At 69.4% G+C, this 24,401-nt stretch carries 22 protein-coding genes; 4 read left to right on the top strand and 18 right to left on the bottom strand.

The window, feature by feature from the left end:
- Window positions 1–188 precede the first annotated feature (188 nt).
- Window positions 189–1,067: a peptidylprolyl isomerase gene (locus ACFQ9K_RS37500; RefSeq protein WP_378722956.1), complete on the top strand. Its 879-nt coding sequence runs from the start codon at window positions 189–191 to the stop codon at window positions 1,065–1,067.
- A gap of 399 nt (window positions 1,068–1,466) precedes the next feature.
- A complete protein-coding gene (locus ACFQ9K_RS37495; protein WP_378722955.1) occupies window positions 1,467–2,021 on the top strand; it encodes a hypothetical protein in 555 nt (184 codons plus the stop codon).
- A gap of 57 nt (window positions 2,022–2,078) precedes the next feature.
- Here the strand turns inward: ACFQ9K_RS37495 and ACFQ9K_RS37490 are convergent, their stop codons facing one another.
- From ACFQ9K_RS37490 to ACFQ9K_RS37405, 18 genes are all read right to left on the bottom strand, one after another.
- Window positions 2,079–2,465 (bottom strand): DUF4913 domain-containing protein, encoded by a 387-nt coding sequence (locus tag ACFQ9K_RS37490; RefSeq protein WP_223885542.1) that lies wholly within the window; start codon window positions 2,463–2,465, stop codon window positions 2,079–2,081.
- A 67-nt stretch (window positions 2,466–2,532) separates the two neighbouring features.
- A complete protein-coding gene (locus ACFQ9K_RS37485; protein WP_378722954.1) occupies window positions 2,533–4,368 on the bottom strand; it encodes a type IV secretory system conjugative DNA transfer family protein in 1,836 nt (611 codons plus the stop codon).
- Between the two features lie 39 nt (window positions 4,369–4,407).
- Window positions 4,408–4,950, bottom strand: a complete 543-nt coding sequence (locus ACFQ9K_RS37480) for a hypothetical protein (RefSeq protein ID WP_378722953.1) — start codon at window positions 4,948–4,950, stop codon at window positions 4,408–4,410.
- A 155-nt stretch (window positions 4,951–5,105) separates the two neighbouring features.
- Window positions 5,106–6,827 carry a peptidoglycan DD-metalloendopeptidase family protein gene (locus ACFQ9K_RS37475; protein ID WP_378722952.1) on the bottom strand — a complete coding sequence of 574 codons (1,722 nt, stop codon included), beginning with the start codon at window positions 6,825–6,827 and terminating at the stop codon, window positions 5,106–5,108.
- A 148-nt stretch (window positions 6,828–6,975) separates the two neighbouring features.
- Window positions 6,976–7,284, bottom strand: coding sequence for a transposase (locus ACFQ9K_RS37470; RefSeq protein ID WP_378722951.1), 309 nt, complete (start codon window positions 7,282–7,284; stop codon window positions 6,976–6,978).
- A 55-nt stretch (window positions 7,285–7,339) separates the two neighbouring features.
- Window positions 7,340–9,604 carry a hypothetical protein gene (locus tag ACFQ9K_RS37465; protein WP_378722949.1) on the bottom strand — a complete coding sequence of 755 codons (2,265 nt, stop codon included), beginning with the start codon at window positions 9,602–9,604 and terminating at the stop codon, window positions 7,340–7,342.
- 7 nt (window positions 9,605–9,611) lie between these two features.
- Window positions 9,612–11,102 (bottom strand): SCO6880 family protein, encoded by a 1,491-nt coding sequence (locus ACFQ9K_RS37460; protein WP_378722964.1) that lies wholly within the window; start codon window positions 11,100–11,102, stop codon window positions 9,612–9,614.
- Between the two features lie 2 nt (window positions 11,103–11,104).
- Window positions 11,105–12,577, bottom strand: coding sequence for a hypothetical protein (locus tag ACFQ9K_RS37455; protein WP_378984230.1), 1,473 nt, complete (start codon window positions 12,575–12,577; stop codon window positions 11,105–11,107).
- 65 nt (window positions 12,578–12,642) lie between these two features.
- Complete coding sequence (locus ACFQ9K_RS37450; RefSeq protein WP_378726698.1) at window positions 12,643–13,458, bottom strand: hypothetical protein; 816 nt, start codon at window positions 13,456–13,458, stop codon at window positions 12,643–12,645.
- Entirely contained in the window at window positions 13,455–14,066 is a 612-nt protein-coding gene (locus ACFQ9K_RS37445; protein WP_378726700.1) for a hypothetical protein, read from the bottom strand. The genes ACFQ9K_RS37450 and ACFQ9K_RS37445 overlap by 4 nt, the downstream gene beginning before the upstream one ends.
- Window positions 14,063–14,347 carry a hypothetical protein gene (locus ACFQ9K_RS37440; protein ID WP_378726702.1) on the bottom strand — a complete coding sequence of 95 codons (285 nt, stop codon included), beginning with the start codon at window positions 14,345–14,347 and terminating at the stop codon, window positions 14,063–14,065. Before ACFQ9K_RS37440 ends, ACFQ9K_RS37445 begins: the two co-directional genes overlap by 4 nt.
- A complete protein-coding gene (locus ACFQ9K_RS37435; protein WP_014351788.1) occupies window positions 14,347–14,643 on the bottom strand; it encodes a hypothetical protein in 297 nt (98 codons plus the stop codon). Before ACFQ9K_RS37435 ends, ACFQ9K_RS37440 begins: the two co-directional genes overlap by 1 nt.
- Window positions 14,644–14,694: 51 nt before the next feature.
- Window positions 14,695–15,363 (bottom strand): hypothetical protein, encoded by a 669-nt coding sequence (locus tag ACFQ9K_RS37430; RefSeq protein WP_378726704.1) that lies wholly within the window; start codon window positions 15,361–15,363, stop codon window positions 14,695–14,697.
- Window positions 15,360–16,238, bottom strand: a complete 879-nt coding sequence (locus ACFQ9K_RS37425) for a MinD/ParA family protein (protein WP_378726706.1) — start codon at window positions 16,236–16,238, stop codon at window positions 15,360–15,362. Before ACFQ9K_RS37425 ends, ACFQ9K_RS37430 begins: the two co-directional genes overlap by 4 nt.
- Window positions 16,239–16,254: 16 nt before the next feature.
- Window positions 16,255–17,214 carry a hypothetical protein gene (locus ACFQ9K_RS37420; RefSeq protein ID WP_378984227.1) on the bottom strand — a complete coding sequence of 320 codons (960 nt, stop codon included), beginning with the start codon at window positions 17,212–17,214 and terminating at the stop codon, window positions 16,255–16,257.
- Window positions 17,215–17,268: 54 nt separating this feature from the next.
- Complete coding sequence (locus ACFQ9K_RS37415; RefSeq protein WP_378722167.1) at window positions 17,269–18,897, bottom strand: cutinase family protein; 1,629 nt, start codon at window positions 18,895–18,897, stop codon at window positions 17,269–17,271.
- 389 nt (window positions 18,898–19,286) lie between these two features.
- Entirely contained in the window at window positions 19,287–21,692 is a 2,406-nt protein-coding gene (locus ACFQ9K_RS37410) for a RelA/SpoT family protein (protein WP_378722168.1), read from the bottom strand.
- A gap of 305 nt (window positions 21,693–21,997) precedes the next feature.
- On the bottom strand, window positions 21,998–22,912 hold the full coding sequence (locus ACFQ9K_RS37405) for an alkaline phosphatase family protein (RefSeq protein WP_378722169.1): 915 nt from the start codon (window positions 22,910–22,912) through the stop codon (window positions 21,998–22,000).
- 265 nt (window positions 22,913–23,177) lie between these two features.
- Here ACFQ9K_RS37405 and ACFQ9K_RS37400 point away from each other — a divergent pair, with 265 nt between their 5' ends.
- Both ACFQ9K_RS37400 and ACFQ9K_RS37395 read left to right on the top strand, forming a co-directional pair.
- The gene (locus tag ACFQ9K_RS37400; protein ID WP_378722170.1) at window positions 23,178–23,945 is read left to right on the top strand and encodes a metallophosphoesterase; all 768 of its coding nucleotides are present in this window, start codon (window positions 23,178–23,180) and stop codon (window positions 23,943–23,945) included.
- Between the two features lie 87 nt (window positions 23,946–24,032).
- Complete coding sequence (locus tag ACFQ9K_RS37395) at window positions 24,033–24,362, top strand: YnfA family protein (RefSeq protein ID WP_378722171.1); 330 nt, start codon at window positions 24,033–24,035, stop codon at window positions 24,360–24,362.
- Window positions 24,363–24,401: the final 39 nt, after the last annotated feature.

Genomic DNA, 24,401 nt, shown 5'->3' with positions numbered 1-24,401 from the left:
AGTTTTCCCCACTACGCCCCCGCAAGTCCAACCGGTTACGCCGCGCTCCCCAGACGGGGCCGTTCCTGCCCGTTATGCGCGATTCCGGCCAGCTGTGAGGCGCACCGCTCTCAGGAAGTGCAGGGCAGTCTCAGGAATAAATGGCAGACTCTCATGCCGTAACAACCGGACACGGGAGGAACGTGGTAGTGCCGAGCAACGAACAGCGGCGAGCAGCGGCGAAACGCAAGTTGGAGCGCCAGCTCGCCAACCGGGCCGAGCGCGCACGCAGGCGCAAGCAACTCACGATCGCCGGGTCGGTGCTCGGTGTTGTCGTTTTGGTCGCGGCGATATCCGGGGTCTACTTCCTGACCAAGGGCGACGACAGCGGCTCCGACACCAAGGACGCGACGAACTCGAGCAGCGCACCGTCCGCGGCGGCCCCGCCCGCGGCAGTGGCCAAGCCCGCGCTGGTCAACTGCGTCTACAAGGACGGCCAGAAGCCGGCCGACAAGCCGGCGACCAAGCCGGCCAAGGCCGACGGCATCCCGACCACCGGCAACGACGCGAAGGTCAGCGTCAGCATGGAGACCAATCAGGGCCCGATCGGCTTGACCCTGAACAACGCCGAGTCGCCGTGCACGGTGAACAGTTTCGTCAGCCTGGCGTCGCAGAAGTTCTTCGACGGCACCAGCTGCCACCGGATGACCGCCAGCGACGGCCTGAAGGTGCTGCAGTGCGGTGACCCGACCGCGAGCGGCATGGGCGGACCGGGCTACGAGTTCGACAACGAATACCCGACCGATCAGCTCGACGCCAACGATCCGATGGCGGCGCAGAAGCCGATCGCGTACAAACGCGGCACGCTGGCCATGGCGAACGCGGGACCGGGCACCAACGGCAGCCAGTTCTTCATCGTCTACGGCGATTCGCAGCTGCCGCCGAACTACACCATCTTCGGCACGGTCGACGACAACAGCATGAGCACCCTGGACAAGATCGCGAAGAACGGCCAGGACAACTCGAACGGCCCCGGCGACGGCAAGCCGAGCCAGCCGGTCGACATCCAGTCGGTCCGGATCGACTGAGACCGCGAAAACCGTTCGGGCCCCGCATCGATCGCCGGTGCGGGGCCCGACACGTGTCGCGGCGACGAAGGGCACCCTAATCGTCCGGTAAGGGTTGGCTCACACCGGATATCCTCCGGCGAGTTACCGAGCCTGTCGGAATTGTGCGATATATGCTGATAAGCGGCACAGCCGTACGGTTGCGGCGGTGCTTTCTCGGGTAACCTCGAAACACGGAGTTCGCGTAGCGTGGCAACCCCTCTGACGGGCGACCCCCGAGCAAGGGGATACGACGACACGAGTTCTCCCGGTGTCCACGTTTGCAGCCGGGGCATCGTCGGACGGACTACAGTCCCCTGGCGGTGTCCAGACGAAGCACCACAACATCCATAGTGATCACTGCAGCATCGGGGAGCAGCCATGTCCGAGGAACTGGACGACATCGGCCGCGAGACAGCGGCCATGATGAGGACAATGTTGCAGCTTGCGACCCTGGTCGCGCTGCGGACCCGCGAGCGTGGTCAAAAGGAAGCCGAGGCGCGCGTCAAGGTCACCGAGGCCAGGATGAAAGAGGCCCGCGAGATGCAGATCCGCGAGGCCCGCGACGCCAAGGCCAAGGACCCGCGCAACACCGAGCTGGCCCGGATGATCGAGAAGCCGATCCCGGAACGCGGTGTGTCGCTGGAGAAGGACCGCTTCAGCGCCCAGGCCGAGGCGACCCGCATGGCGGGCATCGCCGCCGCCGCGCACGCCAAACCGCCGGTGCTGCAATACGACTCCCCCGAACGTCGCATGGCGATCGCCGCGCACCTGGCGAAGATGGGCGTCGCGCCCGAACTCGCCGCAGTGCGCATGTTGATCGAGGTCGGCCAGGCGCAACCCCCGATCGAGGCGGTTCGTACCCGCCCCGAGGAGGCGCCGGCCGTCACCAGGGCCCGCGAACAAGAGTCTCGCGGCCTGGAACGCACCCGCTAGCCGCAGCCCGAAGAAACGCCCGCTTATCAAGCGGGCGTTTACTTTTCGCGCTGTGCGCTACATCCGGAAGTCGCCGATGGTCGGGTCGCCGAACATCCCGTGCTGCGGCGACTTCAACGGCAGCGGGCTGAGCATGTCCTTGTGCCCGTTGCGCACGCTGCAGTACTTGAACGGCCCCTTGGGATCGAACAGCTTGGCCATGTGCGGATCCGCGTGATCGAGGAACCACACGCTCAATCCCGTTGCCCCATCGAGCCGGAAGTGCTCCCAGGCCCGCCACATCGCGTCCAGCCGGGCGATCGCCTCGGCGTGCTGCCACCACTCCGGGCACCACACCGTGTCGCTGAGATCGGTGACCTGCCGCCGATACACCAGGCTCAGGTAGTTCTCGACGAACTCCACCACGCTCGCGTAGATCATCGGTTGCTGCTGCTGCTCGGTCATGAACCCACCTCACTCAGCCGCACAACGACCAAAAGCGTTGCGTCCGAAGCTCGCTCGCTGCGCCCACTCACAGTGGCCTGACCTCCTCGATCGTCCCGTACTCCGGCGGCGGGGCGCCCTTGCTCAGCGAGGGCGTGCCCGGCATCAGGTCACCGATCTCCGTCTTGCGCTGCGGATCGTGGTGCGAGATGGACTTCGTCACCTCGGCAGCGTACTCGCCCTCCCACCAGGGAACCGTGCGAACCAGCACCGGCGGCGCGCCGGACGGGAAGACGATCACCCGTCCGCGCGGCAACTGGGCCAGCGCCTGCACGCTGAACGTCTTCGACGACCCGAGCGAACGCGAATAGCTCTTTCCGCCTGAGGATTCCGACACCGAGGCGGACACCACCTCGTAGTCGCCGATCGCCTCGGAACGCTCGCGCAGGAAGTTCGTGTCGTCCACGCCGCTGCCGAGCACCTTGATGTTCGCGGCGGCCCACAGCGCGTTCATGCCGGGCTCGCCCCAGCAGCGCACGCCCTGCGCCCAGGATTGCAGCACGGTCATCACCACGATGCCGCGCGAGCCGAAGTGGCTGTACTGCTTGGGCAGATCCTTCCAGCGCACCACGTTCGCGGCCTCGTCCAGCACGGCGAGCAGCGGGATGGGCAGCCTGCCGCCCAGCGACTGCGAGGCCTTGCGCATGGCCACGTCGATCACGGCCTCGGTGAGCGCGCTGACCAGCGGCGCGGCCGACCCGCGACCCTCCAGCGACAGGCTGTACAGGGTGCCGTTGCGTTCGATGAACTCCAGCTCGTCGAACTCCCGGCGATCCCCGCCGCGGGTGATCCACGGGTGCACGTTGGACAGCTTCAGGCAGCGGATCATCTTCTTGGCGGTGCCGAAAATGCCACTGCGGGTACGCAAGTCGGCGTTGTACTGGGAGGCCAGACCGGAGGCGGTGTAGTGGTGGCGCGCCGCGCGCAGCAGCTCGATGGGCTCGGTGTCACCGGGGTTGGTCACCCATTCCCACACCTGCACGATCGGCCGGCTGCCGTTGCGATCGCCGACGGCCGCGGCCAGGAACAGCCCGGCGAGCAGATCCTCGGCTTCCGGATCGAAGAACGCGTCGGTCTTGGCATCGGAGCCGTCGTCGCCGTCGGCGAAGTGCCCGGCCAGCCGGGCGGCCCGCATCTCACAGCCCTCGACCCGCGCGTTGACCCAGGCCAGCGGATCCCAGAACCAGGTCGCCTCCTCACCCGCGACGCCCTGCGGGTCGAAGACGAAGGTGGGACTGCCCTTGGCCTCGCGCACATCTCGGGTCGCGTCGACCACGTCGCGCTTGTTGGAGGTGGCCAGCACCGGGCCGATCGCGGTGAGGATCGCCGGGATCACCCGCGAGGTCGATTTGCCCTGCCGGGGGCCCCAGATGTCCAGGTGCAGATCCTCGTAGGAGCCGTACAGCATCTCGCCGTCGGCGATGCCGATGCCGATCGGCACGCCGGGCACGTCCTCGCTGCCGAGCCGCACCCCGAGCTGCTGCGCCTTCTCCCGCACGCCCTTCGCGGTGAGGTGCGCGATGGCACCGCCCTGGCCCATGACATCGGCCTTGTCATCGACCGGCAGCCTGCCCATCGTCTTGCGCTTGGCCAGCCGCTTGCGCACGACCACCCAGGCCACCAGCGCCAGGATCACCAGCAGCACGATCACCGTGGACGCGCGCGGCCAATGCAGTTTGCCCCGGACCAGATCCGCGACGATGGCGATCGGATTGATCGGGATGGACTGCGGGGTCACCGCCAGCATGTTGCCCAGGTGCAGCGCGATCCACAGCGTCGCCACGACCGCGATTCCGGCGTACAGCAGGATCATGGTCGTGTCCGGCCCGACCGCGGCCGGATCCTTCACCGGCTTCTTCGCCATGTCTGCCTCCTACTTTCGGTACGGGAAATGTCTCGGTGTTCAGCGGAACGCGTCGAGCCGCCAGCCGTCGGGCGTGCGCACCACGGTGGCGATCACCGTGGCCGGCGGCAACGGTTCCTTGCGGCCGTTCGGATAGACCACGGTCTGCTCGATCCCGATCTTGAACTGCTGCAGGTTCGGATCGCCGCCGGCGGGCGCCTGCTCGCCGGAGGCGAAGGTGAACGCCTGGACGTTCGCCTTGGCGGTGGCCCAGTCCGACCACTGCAACGTCGCCTTCGGCGTCTCCAGCCCGGTCGGTGCGGCGTCCAGCATGCGGATCAGGCTGGGGCCCAGCCATTTCCGGGCACGTGCCAGCGACGCGCCCTGGGTTTCGGTGGCCGGCTGCCAGGTGTAGATCTCCTTCAGCGCGGCCACCGCGACGCCGTCGGGCGTGATCGGATCGGGTGCGGGCACCCCCTCCAGCAACCGGGTCGTTGACGTGGCCGGGTGCGCCCCACCGGATCCCGCGTCCGCGCGGTCTCCGCGACCGCAGGCCGCGCCCAGCATCGCGACGCTCACCACCAGCATCACCACCAGTTTCACGCGTACCTGTACCGCATTCGAGGTGCGACGCTCGCGGGGTCCCGCTTGGGCACGCAAGCTACCGCCTCCTGGCCCGTTCGCACCGCCGTTATTCCAGGCTAGCCGCACGGACCGACACATCGGGAGTCTCTGTGTCGCGTGTTCGGAACGGGTACTCACAGAACCCTCCTCGCGCGCGCGTCGCCGGGCACCTGCACCTCACCGACACCGCCGCCGCCACGCGTGCCGGGCACCGCCTGGATCATCCGCCCGTTGCCGGAGTAGATGCCGACCTGCGCGGGCCCGCGCGGACCGAAGGCGCTGAACACCAAGTCCCCCTCCTGAATCTTGCCCATCGGCACCTCGACGCCTGCCTCCCACTGCTGTTCGGCGGTGCGCGGCAACGTCACCGAGCCGGACGAGGCGGCGAAGACCGCGGCGGAGGTCAGGCCGGGACCGTCCATGCCGCCGCCGCTGGGCCCCTGCGGTCCGCCGCCACCCCACACGTACGGCTGCCCGAGCCAGTCGTGCGCGGCCTCGACGATCTGGCTTCCGCCGCCGCCCTGCTTCGGGTCGAACCGTCCGAGCGCGCCGGGCGCGCGGTACTGCGCCTCCATCGCGAGGATGTTCGCCACGTAGGGCTGGGTCTCGGACAGATGCGCGGCAACCTGATTCGGCATGCCGCCGGACGCGAGCACCGCGCCCTCGCCCGCGTTGTACGCGGCCAGGGTCAGCGCGGTGACGTCGCCCCGTACCTTGCCCTCGGCCTCCCACTGCATGATCTTGTGCGCGATGGCGCACATATAGCGGCCCTGTCCGATGATCGCGTCGCCGTCGTCCCACAGGCTCGCGGTGCCGTTGCCGTCGGCATCGATCACGTAGGGCTGCCCGTCATCCGGGTTCACACTGACCGCGGTACTGGGCAGGAACTGCGCCAGGCCCTGCGCGCCCGCGGGCGAGGTGGCGCCGCGGCGGAAGCCGGACTCCTGCTTGCCCTGCGCGGCGAGCAGCGAGGGGGTGATCTGCGGGCACAGGGAACCCGCACGGCGGTACCAGATTTCCAGTTCCGGCGGCACCTTGCCCGCGGCCAGCGCGCCACCCGCGCTGCCGAAACCGCGGCTGCAGCGCGGGTCGTTGGAAAACGCCTGCGCGCCACCGACATCGGGGGTCGGCGCGCCGTCCAGCCAAGGCACCGGGTCGATCTGGCGGCCGCCGGTGAACCGGCCGCCGGGCACGATCTCGAAATGCAGGTGCGGGCCACTGGATTCGCCCGCGGAGCCGACCTGCGCGATCGGCTGTCCCGCGGTCACGGAATCGCCGACCCGCACGTGCACCCCGGAGTCCCACATGTGGCCGTAGACGGCGGAGTAGGCGCGGCCGTTGGTGTCCACCGAGTCGACGACCACCCAGTTGCCGAAACCCGATGCGGGACCGGCGGCTACGACGCGCCCGTCGGAGACCGAGTAGATGGTGGTGCCGTCGGTGGCGGCGAGGTCGACCCCGAGGTGGGTGCCGCCGCGCGCGCCGAAAACGTCGGACACCGTGAAGGTTCCGACCGCCAGCGGCAACGTGCGACGGATCGGGCCTGCGCCGACGGCGAGCGACGGCGTGCCGGCGCTGGTCGGATTCGCCTGCGGCCCAACCGGTGCCGCTCCCGCCGCCGGACTCGCCTTGGTGCCGAACGGGAACTCGGTCGGCGGCGCGGTAGACGTCCCGGACGGATTCGCGCGCGGATCCCCCGGCGGATAACCGCCCAGCGGCGGCAGATTCGATTGGGTGCCGAGCAGCCCCGCTCCCTCACACGGATCGTCGACCGAGGGCAACACGATAACCACCACCAGGGTCATCAACGCGAGCACCGCACCGAGCGCTCCCCACAGCAGCGCCTTTCCGGTCACCGCAGCCCCGCACCCGCCACCCGGCCGCGGGCGCCCTTCAGCCGGTCGGACCGGCCGGGGGCGTCCGGCACCCGGACAGCCCGGGGCGACCGAAGGGCACCCCGGGTCCGGTGGACCGGGTGAACGGCGTCTCGGGTCTGGCCAGGATTCACTGGCCGCGCCGGGATTCGTTGAGCGTGTCGGCCAGGGTGCGGTTCATCTCGGCGGCGGCGGCCAGCTGTTGCTGAAGCAGAGCGACTTTGCGGCGCAGTGCGGTGGCGTCCATTCGCTCCAGGCTGGGGCCCTCGGCGGCGCGCACCCAGTTGCGCACCGAGTTGGTGTGCACGCCGATCTGTTCGGCGACCACCCGGCAGGCCTCCGACTCGCTGCTCATCTGCGCGGTGAGCGCGACGACCTGCTGGACGGCGGCCTGGCGCACCTCCGGCGACACCCGGCGGTAGGAGCGGTGCGGCATCATCCGATCCACCTCCCCGCGCGGCGGTGCATCGATAACCCGCTTCTCGGCTGATCTCTCATGCGGCACTCCCGCTCGGCGAATCCGTTCCTCGGGCGGTCGATTCGGTGAACTCGCTGAACCGCTGGTTGGTGTCGTGGATGCCGCTCTCCTTCTCCGAGAGCGTGAATTCCATGTGGAACGGAATGCCCGGCCGGCGATCCTCGCCGATCTTCAGCAGGAACTTGCCGGTACCCGGCGGCGACGGGCGTTGCTGGCCCGGTTTGAGCGCCTCACCGGTCAGTGCCTGGGGCGCCGACCAGCCGGTGACCATCTGCTCCTCGGCGGAGGTGAACGGCACGATGCTGTCGAGCCGCTTGACCTCCTCACCGGGCAGCGCGCCGAAGATCTTGGCGCGCGCGCGTTCCAGGAAGCCGAGCGCCTTCGCGATGGCGGCCTCGGAACCGAGCGCCTGCAGGTCCTTGATGGTGTGGCTGATCATGATCAGCGAGGTGGCGATGCCGCGCTGCAATCGGGTCAGCTCGTCCACGCGGTCGACCATGAAATCGCCGAGGCCGAGTACCTGCCACAGCTCGTCCATCACCACCTGGAAGTAGCGCTGCGGGCCGAGGTCGGCGTCGGACAGCACGTGCGCGGCCTCGACCGAGGCGAACCCGTCGGCCCAGCAGGCCAGCATCACCGCGGCTTTGAGCTTCTTGTCCCCGGTCGGGATGTGCGAGACGTCGATGCAGACCGCGACCGCGCCGGTGTCGATCGGCACCGAGGTCTGGCCGTTGAAGATCGCGCCGAACGGGCCCTGGGTGAGCGCGCGCAGCGACCGGCGCAGGTTCTTGATCGCGTTGTTGTATTCCTCGGGATCGTCGGCGCCCGCGTCGAGCATCAATTCCTCACCGCCGGCGACGATCACCTCCAGCAGGTGCTCCATGATCGGCGGCTGGTCCGGCGTGTAGCCGCTGCCCGGCTGGTAGAGGATGCGCAGCGCGGTCGCGATGAGCGTCTCCTCGTAGTCGCGCACCCGCGCGCCGCGGACCAGCTCGACCAGGCCGGCGATCAGCGTCACCTGCCGCGCCCGCAGATCCTGCAGCACCTGAATCTGTAGTGCCGGATGGTCATCCAGCCGCGGCACCACCGCGCCGAGCACCCCGGCGGCGAGCGGGTTGAGCTTGCCGTGGCCGTAACCGAGGTCGATCACCTGGCCGCCGACCAGCTCGACCAGCTTGCGGTAGTCCGGCTTCACGTCGGCCAGGATCAGCGGCGTGATGCCCTGCGCGATGCCGCCGAGCACGATCCGGCGCACCAGCGACGACTTGCCGAAACCGTTGAGGCCGAGCACGAACAGGCTCGGCGCGGTGATGAAGCTGCCGCGCATGAACCAGTTCATCGGGTCGAAGCAGACCGGCGCGCCGGTGTGCAGATGCGAGCCGAGCGGGGTGCCGATCAGCGGCGCGCCCGCGCCGACCGACCACGGCCACAGACCGGCGACCTGCGCTGTGGTGGCCCGGTATTCGACCGGACGGCCGACCACGTTCATCCGGCCGCCGCCCTCCCCCGCGTATCCGCGATCGGTGAGCTGGGCTGTGCTGCGGTCGAATCCGTCCTCGAACACCTGCTCGGCGCGCGCGGCGTAGTTGCGCCTGCGGATGTCGTCGGTGCGAATCCGGAACTGCGCGAACGCCGCCCGCAGGCCGGTCTGCTCGCGGACGATCATCTCCAGCTTGGCCCTGGTCACCTCGTCGAGCAGCGGCGGCCCCGAGTTCTTGCGCCGGTCGGCCTTCGCCTTGGCGCGCAAGGCCGCCTTGTCCATCACCGGCGTGCCCATGGCCCGGTCGGCGGTGTAGTCGGTCTTGCTGGGACGCTGCGGATTACGGCCCGCCCGCGAACCGTTGCGGTCCTGCACGCCGCGCTCCGGCCTGCCGTTGCGGGTGGCCCGCCCGCCGCGTGGATCCGGCTGGCCCGAGCGGGACCGGTCGCCGCGCGCCGGACGCTCGCCGTCGCGCGCGCGCGCGTTGCGCGCCGCGTCGCCGCGCGCCCGGTCCGAACTGCGTTCGCCCCGGCCGTTTTCGGCACGTGACCGATCAGGGCGCGACCCGTCGGCACGGGCGCTCTCCGCCCGGGCCCGGCGTTCGGCCGCCGCCCGCGCGCGTTCCCGCTCGGACATCTCGTCCAATCCCGACCGGTCGTCGCCCGTCACCCGCGCCGCGCCCCTGCCGAATCGCCGTGCGCGCCCGGGGCGCTCGCCCCACTCGTCCTCGTCGCGCCACCGGTCGCGCCGGGCCGTTGGCTCGTCGCGGTCGCGTACGGGTGGCTCGAAGTCACGTGCCATGTATTACTCACCCCGCCAGTGCCTTCGGAATTGTCGCGTGCTCCGGCAGGATCACCCCGCAACCGAGCGAGGCCGCGAAGGCCGCCGCCTGGTAGCGGTAGCACCGCCGGATCTTCAACCGCGCCTGCGTGGACAGGTCGCGCGTGATGGCTTCGATACGCGGCAGATCACCGCGCAGGGGCTCGGTGATGGTCACCAACGCCCCGAAGCGGGTCACACCGTGACCCCGGGCTTGCTCCTCGCGAGCCTGCTGGGTGGCGCCCACCCGCAGGGTCGCCGCCGCGGACACCACACCGCGTTCGCTCTGCTGGGCCACCAGCGCGTTCTTGAAGTCGTCGTCGACGATCTCGGCGGCGTCGGCGGCCGAGTGCGGCCGGTACACGATGGCGATGCGCTTGCGCGGCACTTCGGGATTGGGCGCGAGCAGCCGTTGCAGCACCCGCTCGTCCACCGCGCCCTCGGGGGCGGCGTCCATCTCCCAGGTGACCGAGCGGCCGCCGTCGTGCACGAAGTGGTCCCACTTCTCGTCGTGCGACACCGGGCCCGCGTCGGCCCAGTCCAGGCCGTGGCCCTCGGGTTCGCTCGACGCGACCTCCAGGTCCGCCTGCGAGGCCGGGTCGTAGCTGCGCCGGATGAACGCGATGACCTCGTCCGCCGACATCGGCTGGGCGCGCACGCCCGCCTCGGCCAGCGCCGCGCAGATGCCGGGCAGCCTGCGGCCGATCTCGACCGCTTCCTCCGCCGGGTTCTTGCGCCGCTCGGCGGTGGTGGCCTTGAACGTGATCGCCACGCGCGGCAGCAGTTGCACCCGCTCCTGCGGCAGCTCGGTGGCGAGCTCGTACATCACCTGCTGCGCCAGCTCCGGCGCCTCCGGCCGGGTGATCGTGGAAACCTCGGTGAGCAAACGGTTTCCGGTCTCCGGCACGGTGTCGATCACCGGCACGACCGCGACGATGTCACTGGTCTGGCCGACCGAGGCGAGGAACGTGCCCCAGGCCGACACCCAGCGGTCGATCACCGGCTGATCCACCGCCTCGTGGCCTTGCGGCCAGGCCCGCAGCACGACCGTGTACTGGGCGAACTGCGGCAGGTGGATCATGCCGAAGCTGTAACCGCCCGCGTCGATGCCCTCGTAGAGCTTCGACGGCGCGAGCAGGCCCGGCAGCCGGGTGACGCCGCCCGGGATCCGGGAGAACCGGCCACCCCGGTACACGTGCTCGCCGTTCTTGCGCGAGCGCATCCAGTTGAACATCATCAATCCCGTCTCGTAGCCCGAGCGGCCCCCGGTCCGCCACACCAGTGGAACCATGATCACGACGCCGGTGACTCCGACGATCAAACCCCATTTGAAGCCGCCGACCATCGCGGTGATCAACGCCGTGATCACCACCACGAAGCCGATCACGGTCTCTTCCCAGCGCAGGCCGAAAAGTCCTGCGCTGCGGGGCTTCTGCCACAGCCCGTACGAGCGACGCTCGTAGGTATCGTTCGTCGTCATCGTCATCGCGGAATGGTGCTCCTCCCGAGGTCGGGCGAGCGATTCGCCCAACGGTCACCGGCCACATCACCCATTGCCTGGTCGGCACGGTTCAGGCTGCTCGTCGCGGCCCGCGCCGCACCGATCCGCCCCGCCGCCCTGGTCGCACCGGACGGTACTCCCGCCGCGCCCTGGGGCCCGGAGGCGCGCGGTGCCGCACCACCGGCCGGACCGCCGCCACCGCGCGGCGGCGTCGGGCGCGGGGCGCCGCTGCCGCGTCCGCCCGCGCCGCCCGGCGGGCGCGGACCCGCGCCGCTGCCGCCGACGTACCCCGGCGCGCCCGAGGCCGCGGTGCCTTTCACGCCAACGGCCTTGGTGCCCATGGCACCCAGACCGGCGACGGCGAGCAAGGTGCCGCCGGTCGCGGTCAAACCGGAACCGCCGCTGCCGACGATCGCGACCGCGGGCGTGACCAGCCGCATCAGCGCGGGCAGCACGAACGCGACGCTGCACAGCAGCACGATCGCGACCAGCATCCGTTGCGCCTGTTCACCATCCGGCAAACCGTTGGTGCCGGTCAGCGAATCCACGTGGCCCGCGGTGGTGAACGCGATCATGTAGACGATCGCGGCCACCGGTTTCCACAGCATGAACGCGATGATCCAGCCGATCAGCTTCTGGTAGGACTGTTTTCCGACGTTCATCCCGGACGCGGCCGCGGCCAGCGGCAGCACACCGGCCGCGATGATCAGCAACCCCTGCCGGACGATGGCCAGCACGATCTGCGCGAGCGCGCCGAGCAACCCGACGATCGCGATGATCAGCACCAGGCCCGGCGAAAACGCCTGCAGCTTACTGGTTTTGACCATCAGCTCGGCCAGGTCCTTGGCGTTGCCGTTGGTCGAGTCGTTGATGATCCACTCGGCGAACCGATCCGAGGCCTGGGTGCCCGCGACGATCACCGCGCCGAGCATCCAGGAACTGAACACCACCCTGGCGAACATCCGGAACGATTCGGCGGCCTCGTTCATCGTGGCCCCGCGTCTGGCCTCGGCCAAGCGCGCGCCGGAAAGGATCACCGAGGCGATCAAGAGCAATATCTGCGCCTGATAGGTGTATTCGTTGATCTTGGTGAACAACGAACCGCCGTCGCTGGCCGCCTCGTTGGGCACCTTCATCCAGAAGGTCAGCGCCAGGATGATGGCCTCGCCGAGGCCGTTCATCAGCGAGTCGACCACCTTGCCGAAGGTGGAGTCCCACGCCTTGTCCTTGACCGCGGTGGCCGCCTGGCCCGGATGCGAGGCGGCATTGCCCGCCTTGCACGCGGCGGAGGCGGCATCGCCCAGGGAGATGCCGGGCAGGCCGACGTTGTCGAGCGTGTCGTGGATCTCGTTGCACGTCTCGTCGAAGCCGTACTGCTGTCCGTAGGCCACGGTCGGCGTCGCCATCATCACCGTGAAGATGACCGCGAAGATCGTGAGTAGTCGCCTCACCATTGTCTGCACCCCTCGCTGCTCCGCAGGTCGGCCATCGTGTTCTCGTCGTGTCCTGCCCATCGTGCTCACCATTTCGTCCACCCGCTCAGCGATTCGACGTACTCGGTTTGTGCGGTATTGGACGTCGATGGCTTGAGTCGCCAGTCGCCGGCATCCCAGACCATCACCAGGCGGATCGCCGCCCATAACTGTTTGCCGTCGACCACCGGGCCGCGCGAGGCGAGCCGGATGATGGCCAGGTCGTCGGCGTAGTCGTCGACCTTGAACGCGTCGGAGGCGACGAAGTACTTGGTGACCCGCTCCGGCTGCTGCTCGGGCAGCTTGTTGCTGCCGAGCGCCTTGTCGTAGGCGGCGATCTGCTGAGCCGAGACGCGCACCTGCGTCACGTACAGATCGCGGTCGGCCGGGCGGGCGTTGAGCCGGTAGGTGATCTGCGCCGCGGCCAGCACCGCGCCCTGCGGCGTGTGCGAATAGCCAACGGCCAGGCCGTCTTCGATGCGCGTGGGCCCGTCGGAGGTGGAGAACGGCACGGACGCGCCGTACACCCGCTGCCAGCCGTGCGCCGCGGTGGTGCCCGCCGGCGCCGCGGTCAGCCAGTCGCCGTCCGAGGGCTTGCGCTGCCGGGTCGGGTCCTGCGGAAGCGGTTGTCCGGCAGCATTGTTCGGCACGTCGACGCGCCGGCCGAGGATGTCGACCTCGGGGGCGGCGAAGCCGGTGCCGCCGGCCGACTCGGCGGGCGCGGGCCCGCTGACCGCCGGGCTGCTGTCGTCCCGGCTGATGTAGACGACGATTCCCACGATCACGATGAGCGCCAGCACGGCTGCGGACGCGACAGCACCGAAGGAGACGCGATCACGCGCGTACGACCCCTTCTCGGTCACTTCGGTGCCTCCAATTTCACTGAGTCATCAGGTATTACGTCGATCGCGTCGATAGGTCTCTCGGTGGCGCCCGGATCGGGCAGGCGTAAGCGCCAGTCCTGGCCGAACCATTCGACGGTGGTGTGGTTCACCGCCTTGGAGTTGTCCGAGTACTCGGTGTGCACGTCCACGGTGCTGCGCTGGTCGGTGTAGCCGGTGACCTTGTAGCCGAGCACCCGCGGCGCGTAGTCGGGGCTGGCCGGCCCGCTGATCGACAGCTGGATCCGGTTCACCGCCCACTCGTCCTTCGCGGCGCCCGGAACCACCTCCCGCGCGGCCACTTTCGCCCACTGACTGTCCGCGGCCACGGCCAACCGCACCGCGTGGGTGATCGCCGCGACGCCGGCTCCGCGCGGCGAATGCTCGAAACCGGTCGCGGCGCCGTCGGCTGTCGACTTCGGCCCCTGGTCGGTCTGCGGCAGCGGCACACCCTGGAACGGCTGCCACCGCACCCCGGTCGGCGCTGCGGACAGGTCGGGCCCGGAGCGGCCGTCGCCACCGCCGCAGCCGACCGCGGCGATCAGCACGATCGCGCCGAACGCCCCCGCGGTCCCCCGATGTTCGGTCATGTCGGCAGGAAAGCCAGCGCGATTCCCGACGCTGTGCTCGCCACGATCGCCCCGAGCAGGCTCATCAGCACCCCGTGCGAGGCGTCGTTCATCGCGAGGTCGCTGCGGAACGCGATCCACAGCTTGCCCGCGGAGAGGATCATCCAGGCCAGACACACCAGCAGCACGAACCACAGCAGCCAGTTCAGCAGCTGCATCAGCGGTTCCAGCACCTCGGCGGGCATCTGTTTGTAGGCCAGCAGCTCGGCTGCCGACGCGCGCACGGTAGATATGTCGGACATCAGGTTCCAATAACGGCGTTCATGATGGTGCCGGCGCTGGTCGCGACGACGCCGCCGATCATGGCGCCGGCCACCATCTTCGGCGATTCGAGCCCGCCGCCCGTCCACTTCTCCCACGCGAACTTGCCGCCCGCGTAGGTGATTCCGCAGATTCCGGACAGCAGCACGAACCAGGTCAGGTAGCGCACCAGCTGCAGGATCTTCTCCGAGCCCGGAGGTGCCTCGGGCGTCGGATTACCGACCTGCGCGAGTACGGTGCCGTACGTGTCCTGCACGGCGAGGAGAATCGTGCTCATCGGGTGCCTTTCTCGAAAGTAGTTGAGTCGTCGCCGATTCGATGCGTACGTTCACTGATCGGGTGGCTTTCTGCTTGCCCGGTCCTGCGCCGGATCGCCGAGTTGCGCCTCCTCCAGTGCCGTTCGAGCCGCCGCCACGATGTCGGCGCCGAGCTCCCGGACATCGAGCGGTACCTCTTCCAAGGGGTCGATCTTGCGTTTCTTCGATGGCAGCGGGTCACCGGGCGCCCACACCGGCAGCTTCTCCGGTTCCACCAGCGTCCATTCCTCGTACCACGGGACCTGCCACAGCTGCCCGGCCAGCGAGCCGACCACGTCGCGGTAGCGCCGGATCTCCGCGGGCAACCGGCCGGGGCGCGCGGCGACGGTGATCAGGCCGAGCACCTCGCAGGAGCCGGCGAACCCCGAATGATGTTGGCGCAGTAAGTCATGCGCCCGGGTGAGACCCGCGATGGTCTCGCGCGCCACCAGCACGACGAACGGGGATTCGCGGTCGTAGACGCCGGGCCAGCGGCGGCTCGAATCCGCCGCCGGCGCAAGCACATGCGCGAGGCTACTGGCTCCGGCGCCGCCGTGCACACCCATCACCCACACCAGCGGCGCGCGGCCGACCCCGGGCACCGGACGGTCCCAGATCGGCGCGCGGCGCGACTCCGGCGGGGCGACGACGCCCGCGGGCGCGGATTCGGTCTGACGGCGAAACTTCATGGCGGCCGTCATGATGCCACCCCGGCCAGCAGCCGCCCATACGCCCGGCGCGTATCGAGAGCCAGCGACGCGTGCCGGACCAGCTCACCCCTGGCGAGGTGCGGGTCGTAGGGGATCTCCCTGATATCGCGGACCCAGCCGGACAGATGTTCGCGCAAATGCTCGGCTACGCCGGACTCGGTACCCGGATGCTGGTGTGAGACAACGATTGTCGTGTCGCCGACGATGCCGCCGCCCTGCCCCTCCGCGGAGTCGCCGAACTGGTCGTCGAGCCATTCCAGGGTGACCCGGAGCCGGTTCGCGGCGTCGGCGCGCGCCGGAATGGCAAGCACCAGAGCAACATCCGCGTCGTCGAGCAGCGGGCGCAGCTGCCGTCCGGCAATCGGGTTGCCGCCGTCGTAGACCGCGGTGAAGCCGGAGTCGTACACCGCGCGCGCCACCGTGAGATAGGTCGCCCGCCTGCGCAGCGGCGCGGAATCGCGCCACAGTAAACCGATTCCGGAGGTAGCCCGGGACAGGCACTCCTTCAGCGGTGCCGGTTCGTCGTCACCGCGCCCGTACAGCCACGATTGCAGGCTGATCGGGTGCAGGTGTTCGTCCGCGCCGCGCAGCGCGAGGTCGCTGCCCGCGGCCGTCGCGTCCACCGCGACGGTCGGGGTACCCGCCATGCCGAGCTCGCCCGCGATCCCCAGCGCCGTCGTAGTGGTGCCCGCACCACCGCAGCCGCCGACCACCAGGATGGGCCGCTGCAAGGGTTGTTCCGCGCCGGAACCGCTGCCCTTGCCGCGCCGCAATCGCACCACCGGAGCCTTGGAGCGCGCAGGCCGGCTCGACGGTTCACCCGGCTCGGGCGCCTCGTCGAGCCAGCGGCTCCAGTCCTCTCCCATCGCTTCCTGCTCTCCTCTATCCGGCCGCGATGCCCGTGATCAGGGTGCGGCCGTCGATCACCGCGGTGGTGACCGTCTGCTTGTTGTACGTGGCGGGCACGCCGCCGGGGCGGTACTCGGTGACCTCCACCGAGTACCGATTGTCCGAGATGGTGACGATCCGTACGCAGTGCGTGGTGCCGACGGGGATGGTATCGATGCCGCGCTGAATCGTCTGCGCGGGTGAGACATTGGCGTCCGGCGCGACGACCTGACGGACCTGTTCGCCGGAGCGCTCGACGTAGTACGCGTACTGGAACGCCAGGATAGCGTCGGGACCCGTTGCGGTGCCGCCGGTTTCGGCGCCGCGCACGATCGTCGCGGTGCGCTCGGTCGGGCAGGGACCGGTCGCGCGGTAGGTGGTCACGCCGGCCTGCGACTTGCCGCGCAGGCTGTCGGTGCTCACGCCGGCCTGGGCATTGTTCGCGGGCAACTGCATCGAGGCCCAGCTGACCGGGGGCCGCGGGGCCGCGGCGCGCGAGTTCGAGGTGTGCAGCAGGAACAGCACACCCGCGGCCGCCGCGCCGAGCAGCAGCACGGCGATGACGAGGACGACGAACACGCGTCCGCGCCGTGCGTACCTGGCGCGCGCCTCCAGTCGCAAGGCGCTGGACGAGCGCGGTCGCGGCTCGTCCAGCGGGTCGTCGTAATCCTCGTCGTCGGGCCAGGGGAAACGCACCAGGTCCGCGTCCCGCGGGACGTAGTCGTCGTCGGGGCCGGGCGCCCGGCCGACCCAGTCCGACCAGCCGCCGGTGAACTCGCTGCGCTGCGGCAGATCGGCGGGGACCTCGGGCTGCGGTTCGTCGCGAATGTAGTGCGGATACCGAGCCGGTCCGTCGTCGTCGAGCGGCACCCCCGCGGCGCTCGGCGGCACCGGCGCGGTCTCCGGCTCCAACGCGGCATACCACCGGGACAGTTCTTTGTACGACTTCAACATTCCCCCATTCCCGCTGCGCGAGGCACATAGCTCATCGTCGGACCCTCTCGGCGATCAGTTCGTGGAGAACGGGTAGGTGTTGGGTGTGCCGGGTCGATCGGTGGGCGGAATCGACGTCGCGCCGCCGGATGAGGCGCCTTCGGCTCCTGTCCCGAACGGAAATTGTCCCGTACCGGATGAATTAGGCGTAGTCGACGCGCCGGATCGCTCGCCGAAGAATCCCGTCGGCGGCTTGTCCGCGCCGCCCGCCGGCCTGCTGTTCGCGCCGAACGCACCGGCGATGTCGCGGGCGATCGCGGCGAACCAGTCGGCGACGAAGGCGGTCGGCGTGTCGCCGTTCGCGGCGACCGTCGCGGTGTTGTACGCGCCGTGCCGCTGGATGGTGTCCCAGTACCGCACCCAGGTGGCGGTGTTCAGCAATTGGCTGTTGTCGGTGATGTTCTGCACCACCGCGTCGAACGCCTGGGTGACCAGGCGGACTCCGGTGGTCGGCGGGACCAGCTGGGCGACCGCGCCGACCAGCTTGGTGCCGAGCGACAGCAGCGCGGCGGGCGGGTTCGACAGGCCAGCGGTGGCGAGTTCGGCGATGGTCGACGGGTTGATCACCGCCTTGACCACGGTGACGACCGCGTTCAGGCCGATCATGCCGACCTTCAGCAGCGCCTGTAGCGCGGCGGGGAGGTCGAGCGGGGTGCGGGGGTCGGCGGCGTCGGCGAGGCGCTGCGAGATCGACTTCTTGGGCGAGATGGCCAGCGTCGCGAGCGAGTTGCCCTGGATGTCCTCGTTGGCGACCTTGGTCGCGGTTTTGATCGAGGTGTACGCCAGCGCCTGCGCGATCGAGACCAGCGAGGCGATCGGGTCGCCGCCGCTCAGCTTGGACTGGCCGACGACATTGGTGACCGCCTTGAGGATCGGCGCGCCCGACGGTGCGTCACAGGCGAGATCGCCGGCCGCGCAGAAACTGGCCACCCGGCCGGTGAGCGCGCCGAAGTTGGCCGCCCGGTCCCGATCCGGGCCGATGCCGCCGCCGTCGGCGGGGATCTGCGGCAGCGCGGCGATCGCGGCGAGTTGATCGCCCGCGGTGCCGGGCGCCGGATCCGGTGATGCCTTGCCCGGCGAGCCGGGGAACAGCGGCGCGCCCGGGTTGCGGGTCGGATCGGCGAACAATGCGACCGCCGCGACCTTTTCGGCCGGCAGCACGCCTTGGCCCTGCCCGACCTCCTGGGCGAACATCGAGGCCACGTGCGCGCCCTGCGAATAGCCGACCACCGCGAACCTGGTGTCCACGCAGCGATCGGCGACGGTCTTGGCCATCGTGCGCAGCCGGGCCAGCCCGCCGGTCACCGATTCGGCGTACGGCGCGGCGCCGCCCGCGGTGGCCCCGCCGAAGCCGGATTCGTAAGGCACGTAGGCCCGATCGACCAGTCCGGGATCGGTGGCCTTGGCCAGCATCGGCCGGAAGACGGTGGACAGCATGCCGGTGTCGGTGGACGGTGCGGCATCCGGTGACGATTCGCCGGTGCCCTGAATCCCCAAGGCGTACAATGCCGGACACGCGCTGAGCGCGATATCGGTCGAGGGGCCTGCGGGATTCGACGGACCGGCCACGGCGGTACCCGCCGTAGCCACCGTCACGGCGAGTGCTGTCAGCACCCCCGTGACTCTTGCCGCATAATCAGTCATAGCGATCCGCAATCAATCCGTGTTGCCGCAGTTACCCTCAACGCCATGAAACGCAATAGACCGTAACAGATTCCGACTATTGCCGGGGCGTCGCCGAAAACTTTCCATGAACTGCCGAAACGGGTTTCACACATTCCCGCGTGCCGAGCAAACCTACCCGGCAAGTTTCCGGCGGTCCGAAAACGAGAGCAACCGCTCGGCGACCCACCCGTAACGCCAAATCCCTACCGGGACTCCAGCTTCCGTTCGCCCGAAGGCTTCGGCATTCATGCAGATATCCCGGTCTGCGCGAATGGTTCGCCGAGAGGTTGCTACACGCAGGACAATTGACACGTCAAGGGGAGCTGACCCTGCCGGACTATTTCAGGCGGGCCCGGAACATTCGTCTGCTACGCCGCGGAAGTGACGCGGTAGACGTCGTAGACGCCCTCCACATTCCGGACCACATTGAGCAGATGCCCGAGGTGCTTCGGGTCGCCCATCTCGAAGGTGAACTTGCTGATCGCGACCCGGTCACCGTGCGTGGCGACGGACGCGGACAGGATGTTCACCTTCTCGTCGGCCAGCACCTTCGTCACATCGGACAGCAGGCGGGTGCGATCGAGCGCCTCGATCTGGATGGCCACCAGGAACACCGACGACGGTGACGGAGCCCAGGACACCTCGATGATGCGTTCGGCCTGATCCCGCAGCGAGCCTGCGTTGGTGCAGTCGGTGCGGTGCACGCTGACCGCGCCGCCACGGGTCACGAAGCCCATGATCTCGTCGCCGGGCACCGGGGTGCAGCACTTGGCCAGCTTGGCCACGGTGCCGGAGGCGCCGGGGATCAGCACGCCGGCGTCGCCGGTGGTGCGCTGCCGGTTCGGCGTGGTGGACGGGGTCGACCGCTCGGCCAGCTCGTTCTCCACGTCACCGATGCCGCCGAGTTGCGCCATCAGTCGCTGCACCACGTGGTGCGCGGAGACCTGATGCTCACCGACCGCGGTGTACAGGGTGGAGATGTCGGTGTAGTGCAGTTCGTGCGCGACCGCGGTCATCGCGTCCACGCTCATCAACCGCTGCAACGGCAGCCCGACCCGGCGGACCTCCTTGGAGATCTGCTCCTTGCCGTTTTCGAGCGCCTCCTCGCGGCGCTCCTTGGCGAACCACTGCCGGATCTTGGCCTTGGCGCGCGGCGAGACGACGAAGTTCTGCCAGTCCCGGCTGGGTCCGGCGTTCTGCGCCTTCGAGGTGAACACCTCGACGACCTCACCGTTCTCCAGCTGTCGTTCCAGCGCGACCAGTCGCCCGTTCACCCGAGCGCCGATGCACTTGTGCCCGACCTCGGTGTGCACCGCGTAGGCGAAGTCCACCGGAGTCGACTTCTGCGGCAGCGTGATCACGTCACCCTTCGGGGTGAACACGAAGATCTCCGGCGACTTCAGGTCGAAGCGCAGCGACTCCAGGAACTCGGCCGGGTCGGCCGCCTCCCGCTGCCAGTCGAGCAGCTGGCGCATCCACGCCATGTCGTCGACCTCGGTGGAGTCGTTGGAGTGCTTGCCGCGGGTTTCCTTGTAGCGCCAGTGCGCGGCGATGCCGAACTCGGCGGTGCGGTGCATGTCCTGGGTGCGGATCTGCACCTCGAGCGGCTTGCCGTCCGGACCGACGACGGTCGTGTGCAGCGATTGGTACACGCCGTAGCGCGGCTGGGCGATGTAGTCCTTGAACCGGCCCGCCATCGGCTGCCACAGCGAATGCACCACGCCGACCGCGGCGTAGCAGTCGCGCACCTCGTCGCAGAGGATGCGAATGCCGACCAGGTCGTGGATGTCGTCGAAGTCCTTACCCTTGACGATCATCTTCTGGTAGATCGACCAGTAGTGCTTCGGACGGCCCTCGACGATCGCGTTGATCCGGGATGCCGCAAGGGTATTCACGATCTCGGCGCGCACCTTGGCCAGGTATGTGTCGCGTGACGGCGCCCGGTCGGCGACCAGGCGCACGATCTCGTCGTACTTCTTCGGATGCAGGATCGCGAACGCGAGGTCCTCGAGCTCCCACTTGACCGTCGCCATGCCGAGCCGGTGGGCAAGCGGCGCAATGACTTCGAGCGTTTCCTTCGCCTTCTTCGCCTGCTTCTCCGGCGGCAGGAAGCGCATGGTGCGCATGTTGTGCAGGCGGTCGGCGACCTTGATCACCAGCACCCGCGGGTCGCGCGCCATCGCGATGATCATCTTGCGGATGGTCTCGGCCTCGGCGGCCGCGCCGAGGTTGACCTTGTCCAGCTTGGTCACGCCGTCGACCAGGTGCGCGACCTCGGCGCCGAAGTCCAGGGTGAGCTGCTCGAGCGAGTAGCCGGTGTCCTCGACGGTGTCGTGCAGCAGCGCCGCGACCAGCGTGGTGGTGTCCATGCCGAGCTCGGCCAGGATGTTGGCCACCGCCAGCGGGTGCGTGATGTACGGGTCGCCGGACTTGCGGAACTGGTGCTTGTGCCGTTCGTCGGCCACGTCGAACGCGCGCTGCAACAGCGTCAGGTTCGCCTTCGGGTACAGCTCGCGGTGCACGCTGGCCAGCGGCTCGAGCACCGGCTTGACCGCGGCGATGCCGCGCTGACCGGTCATCCGGCGGGCGAGGCGGGCACGGACGCGGCGGGACGCGGAGGTCGGTACGGCGGCGGAGGTGCCCGGCTGACGCGGCTGCGCGCCATTGCCCGCCGGCTTGCTCTGCTTCGACTGTTCTCCTCCGGTGGCGGCACCGTTCGACTGCGGGGCGTCGTCCGATTGCTCGACATTCGCCTCGCCCAAGTGCTGAGTCATGCCACCACCTCTCAGTGCCCGATTCCGGCGCTCCCGGTCCCTGTCGTGGGTACGCAGGCAACCGCCTCCGGGCCTGTCGTTCACGCCGCGTGCCTCGATCGAACCACCCTATCCGACCGCTGCAACCGCCCAGGCCACCAACTTTAGTCCCGGCCGCCCGCCGGCGTCCGGCACGCGGTTGCGGCGGGCGTCCTGCGGGTTCCGCGGCCGGGATGGCGCTGGGTTCGCTGGGGGCTGTGCGAGGCGTAGGGGACAGCGTGACAGATCACGCGGCGATCTGGCGGCGTTGTGACCGAACGGATGGTCTAGCGAATGGTGGCGGGCGCGGCGGGCTCGCGGTCGAGCATCGACCGGCCGTCGAAGTCGGGGCTCGCCGGGACGTGCAGCAGGTCGACGATGGTCGGGGTGATATCGACCAGGGTGTAGCGGGAGGTGGTGTCGCCCGCGCGGAAGCCGGGCCCGCGGGCGATGACGAAATTGGTTGTCTCGTCCGGGGATTGGCCGCCGTGACCGCCCCTGGGCCGGTGGCCGTGGTCCGCGGTGACCAGGATGGTCCAGCGTTCGGCGGGGTTGGCCGTCGCCCTGGCGTCCACGGCGGCGGCGATGCGGCCGACCTGTTCGTCGATCCGGCGGACCGCGTCGAGGTACTCGCCGGAGGCGGCGCCGTCCCGGTGACCGGCGTGGTCGACCTGGTCGAGATGGGTGAAGAGGAAGTCGGGGGCGAACTTGCCGATCGCGGCGGTCACCGCGGTGGCCGTGGCCGCGTCGGTCTCGGCCTCATCCGGGTCGTCGGGGACCGGTGGGGTGGAGACGACCACGTCGGCGCGGGGATCGCCGCTGCCGGACATGGTGGCGATCTGGTCCCAGGTGGCGATGGAGTGGGTCTTGCGGGCCGGGTCGGCGCGCTCGATCCGGGTGAAGACCGTCGGATACTTCGCGAACGGGGCGGCGGTGAAGGTGTTGTCCTCGATCCCGTGCTTGCGGTCCCAGACGCCGGTCAGCACGGTCGCCCAGGACGGACCGGAGATGGTGATGTGCGGGGCGATCGAGGAGCGGCTGAGCAGGCCCTCGGCGGCGAGCCGGATCAGGTTCGGCGCCTCGACCTGGAGGACCTTGTCGTACATGAGGCCGTCGAGACCGATCAGGACCACCTTGTCGACGCGGTCGTCGGCCTGTGCGATGCCCGCCGCGCCGGTCAGCGGGAGGAGGGCAACAGCCATGACCGCAACTGCTTTCGAGAAGAACCGGAGCCGACTCCTACGCTCGCTCATAGTCCGAACCATGCGGGGCGGGGCGACCCGGCGGAAGCCTGCCGCGGCACTGTTCATGGACGTTTCATCGGTCGAGCCATCGCCGGTCGCCTCGCTGAACGCGGGCTGAACTCTCGATAGCCGGAAGCTATGTCGGCAGCTCACGACGGGGTGGCGGGCGGATGAACGGCAGCTTGCGGTTGACACGTCGCCGCCGATGTGGCTGGCTGACGCCATGCCAGCCGAGCCAGCGCAGCCGAGCATCCGGATCGCCGCCGTCGCCGATCTGCACATGCGCGGCGCCGTCGCGGGACGGTTCCGGCCCGAGTTCCTGCGGGTGGACGAGTATGCCGATGTGCTGCTGCTGGCGGGTGATCTCACCGAGGGCGGCGGGTCGGCCGAGGCGGACCTGCTCTGCGCCGAAATCGCCGGTCTGCCAGTGCCGGTCGTGGCGGTGCTGGGGAATCACGATCACGATCGCAAGCAGGGGTTCCGAATCTCCGCTCAGCTCAGCGATATCGGGGTGCACATGCTCGAAGGGACGGCGATCACGCTGGAGCTGAACGGGATTCAGCTCGGTATCGCCGGGGTGATGGGCGGCAGCGGTGGGTTTCCCGGCTATCCGGGGACTCCCGACGAAGGGACCGAGGAGCATCGGGAGCGGATGCGGCGGGGGCCGCTGGACGCGCTGCTGCTGCGTCAGGCCCTGGACACCTTGGACACCGAGGTCCGGGTCGCGCTGACGCACTTCTCCCCCGTCGTCGACACCCTGGCCGGTGAGCCGCCGAAGATCTATCCGGGGCTCGGTTGCCATGCGCTCGGTGAGGCCATCGATGCCGGGCGGGCGTCGCTCGCGGTGCACGGGCATGCGCACGGCGGAACCGAAATCGGTGGTACCGCAGGTGGAGTGCCGGTGCGCAACGTTTCGTACCCGGTGATCGGGCGGCCGTACGCGGTCTACGACCTCATTCCGGTGCGGTCGTCCTGCGGGGGCGATGGGTAGCAGACTGTTAGCTCGTGGCCGGCCGGCCCGCACCGGCGGCGCGCGGCGAAAGTCTGCCGGGGCGCACCGGGCCGGTACTTTCACTCCATGACCGTCGCCCGCTCCCTGCTGCTGTTCGCCTTGGCCGCCGTCGCCGAGATCGGCGGGGCCTGGCTGGTGTGGCAGGGCTGGCGGGAGCATCGCGGCATCCTGTGGATCGCGGCGGGCATCGTGGCGCTCGGGGCCTACGGATTCGTCGCCACGTTCCAGCCGGACCCGAACTTCGGGCGCATCCTCGCCGCCTACGGGGGTGTGTTCGTCGCGGGTTCGCTCGCCTGGGGAATGCTCGTCGACGGGTTCCACCCCGATCGCTGGGACTATCTCGGCGCGGGCGTATGCCTCGCCGGAGTCGCCATCATCATGTACGCGCCGCGATAGCGTTCTCCCGCATCGGGATTCGGGACCGGAAATCGGGAT

Origin of the sequence: Nocardia sp. NPDC056564 (assembly GCF_042793755.1) — a bacterium.
In the GTDB taxonomy this organism is placed as follows: Bacteria; Actinomycetota; Actinomycetes; order Mycobacteriales; family Mycobacteriaceae; genus Nocardia.
The sequence above is the reverse complement of the archived record's forward strand: the minus strand, read 5'-3'. Positions and strand labels throughout refer to the sequence as shown.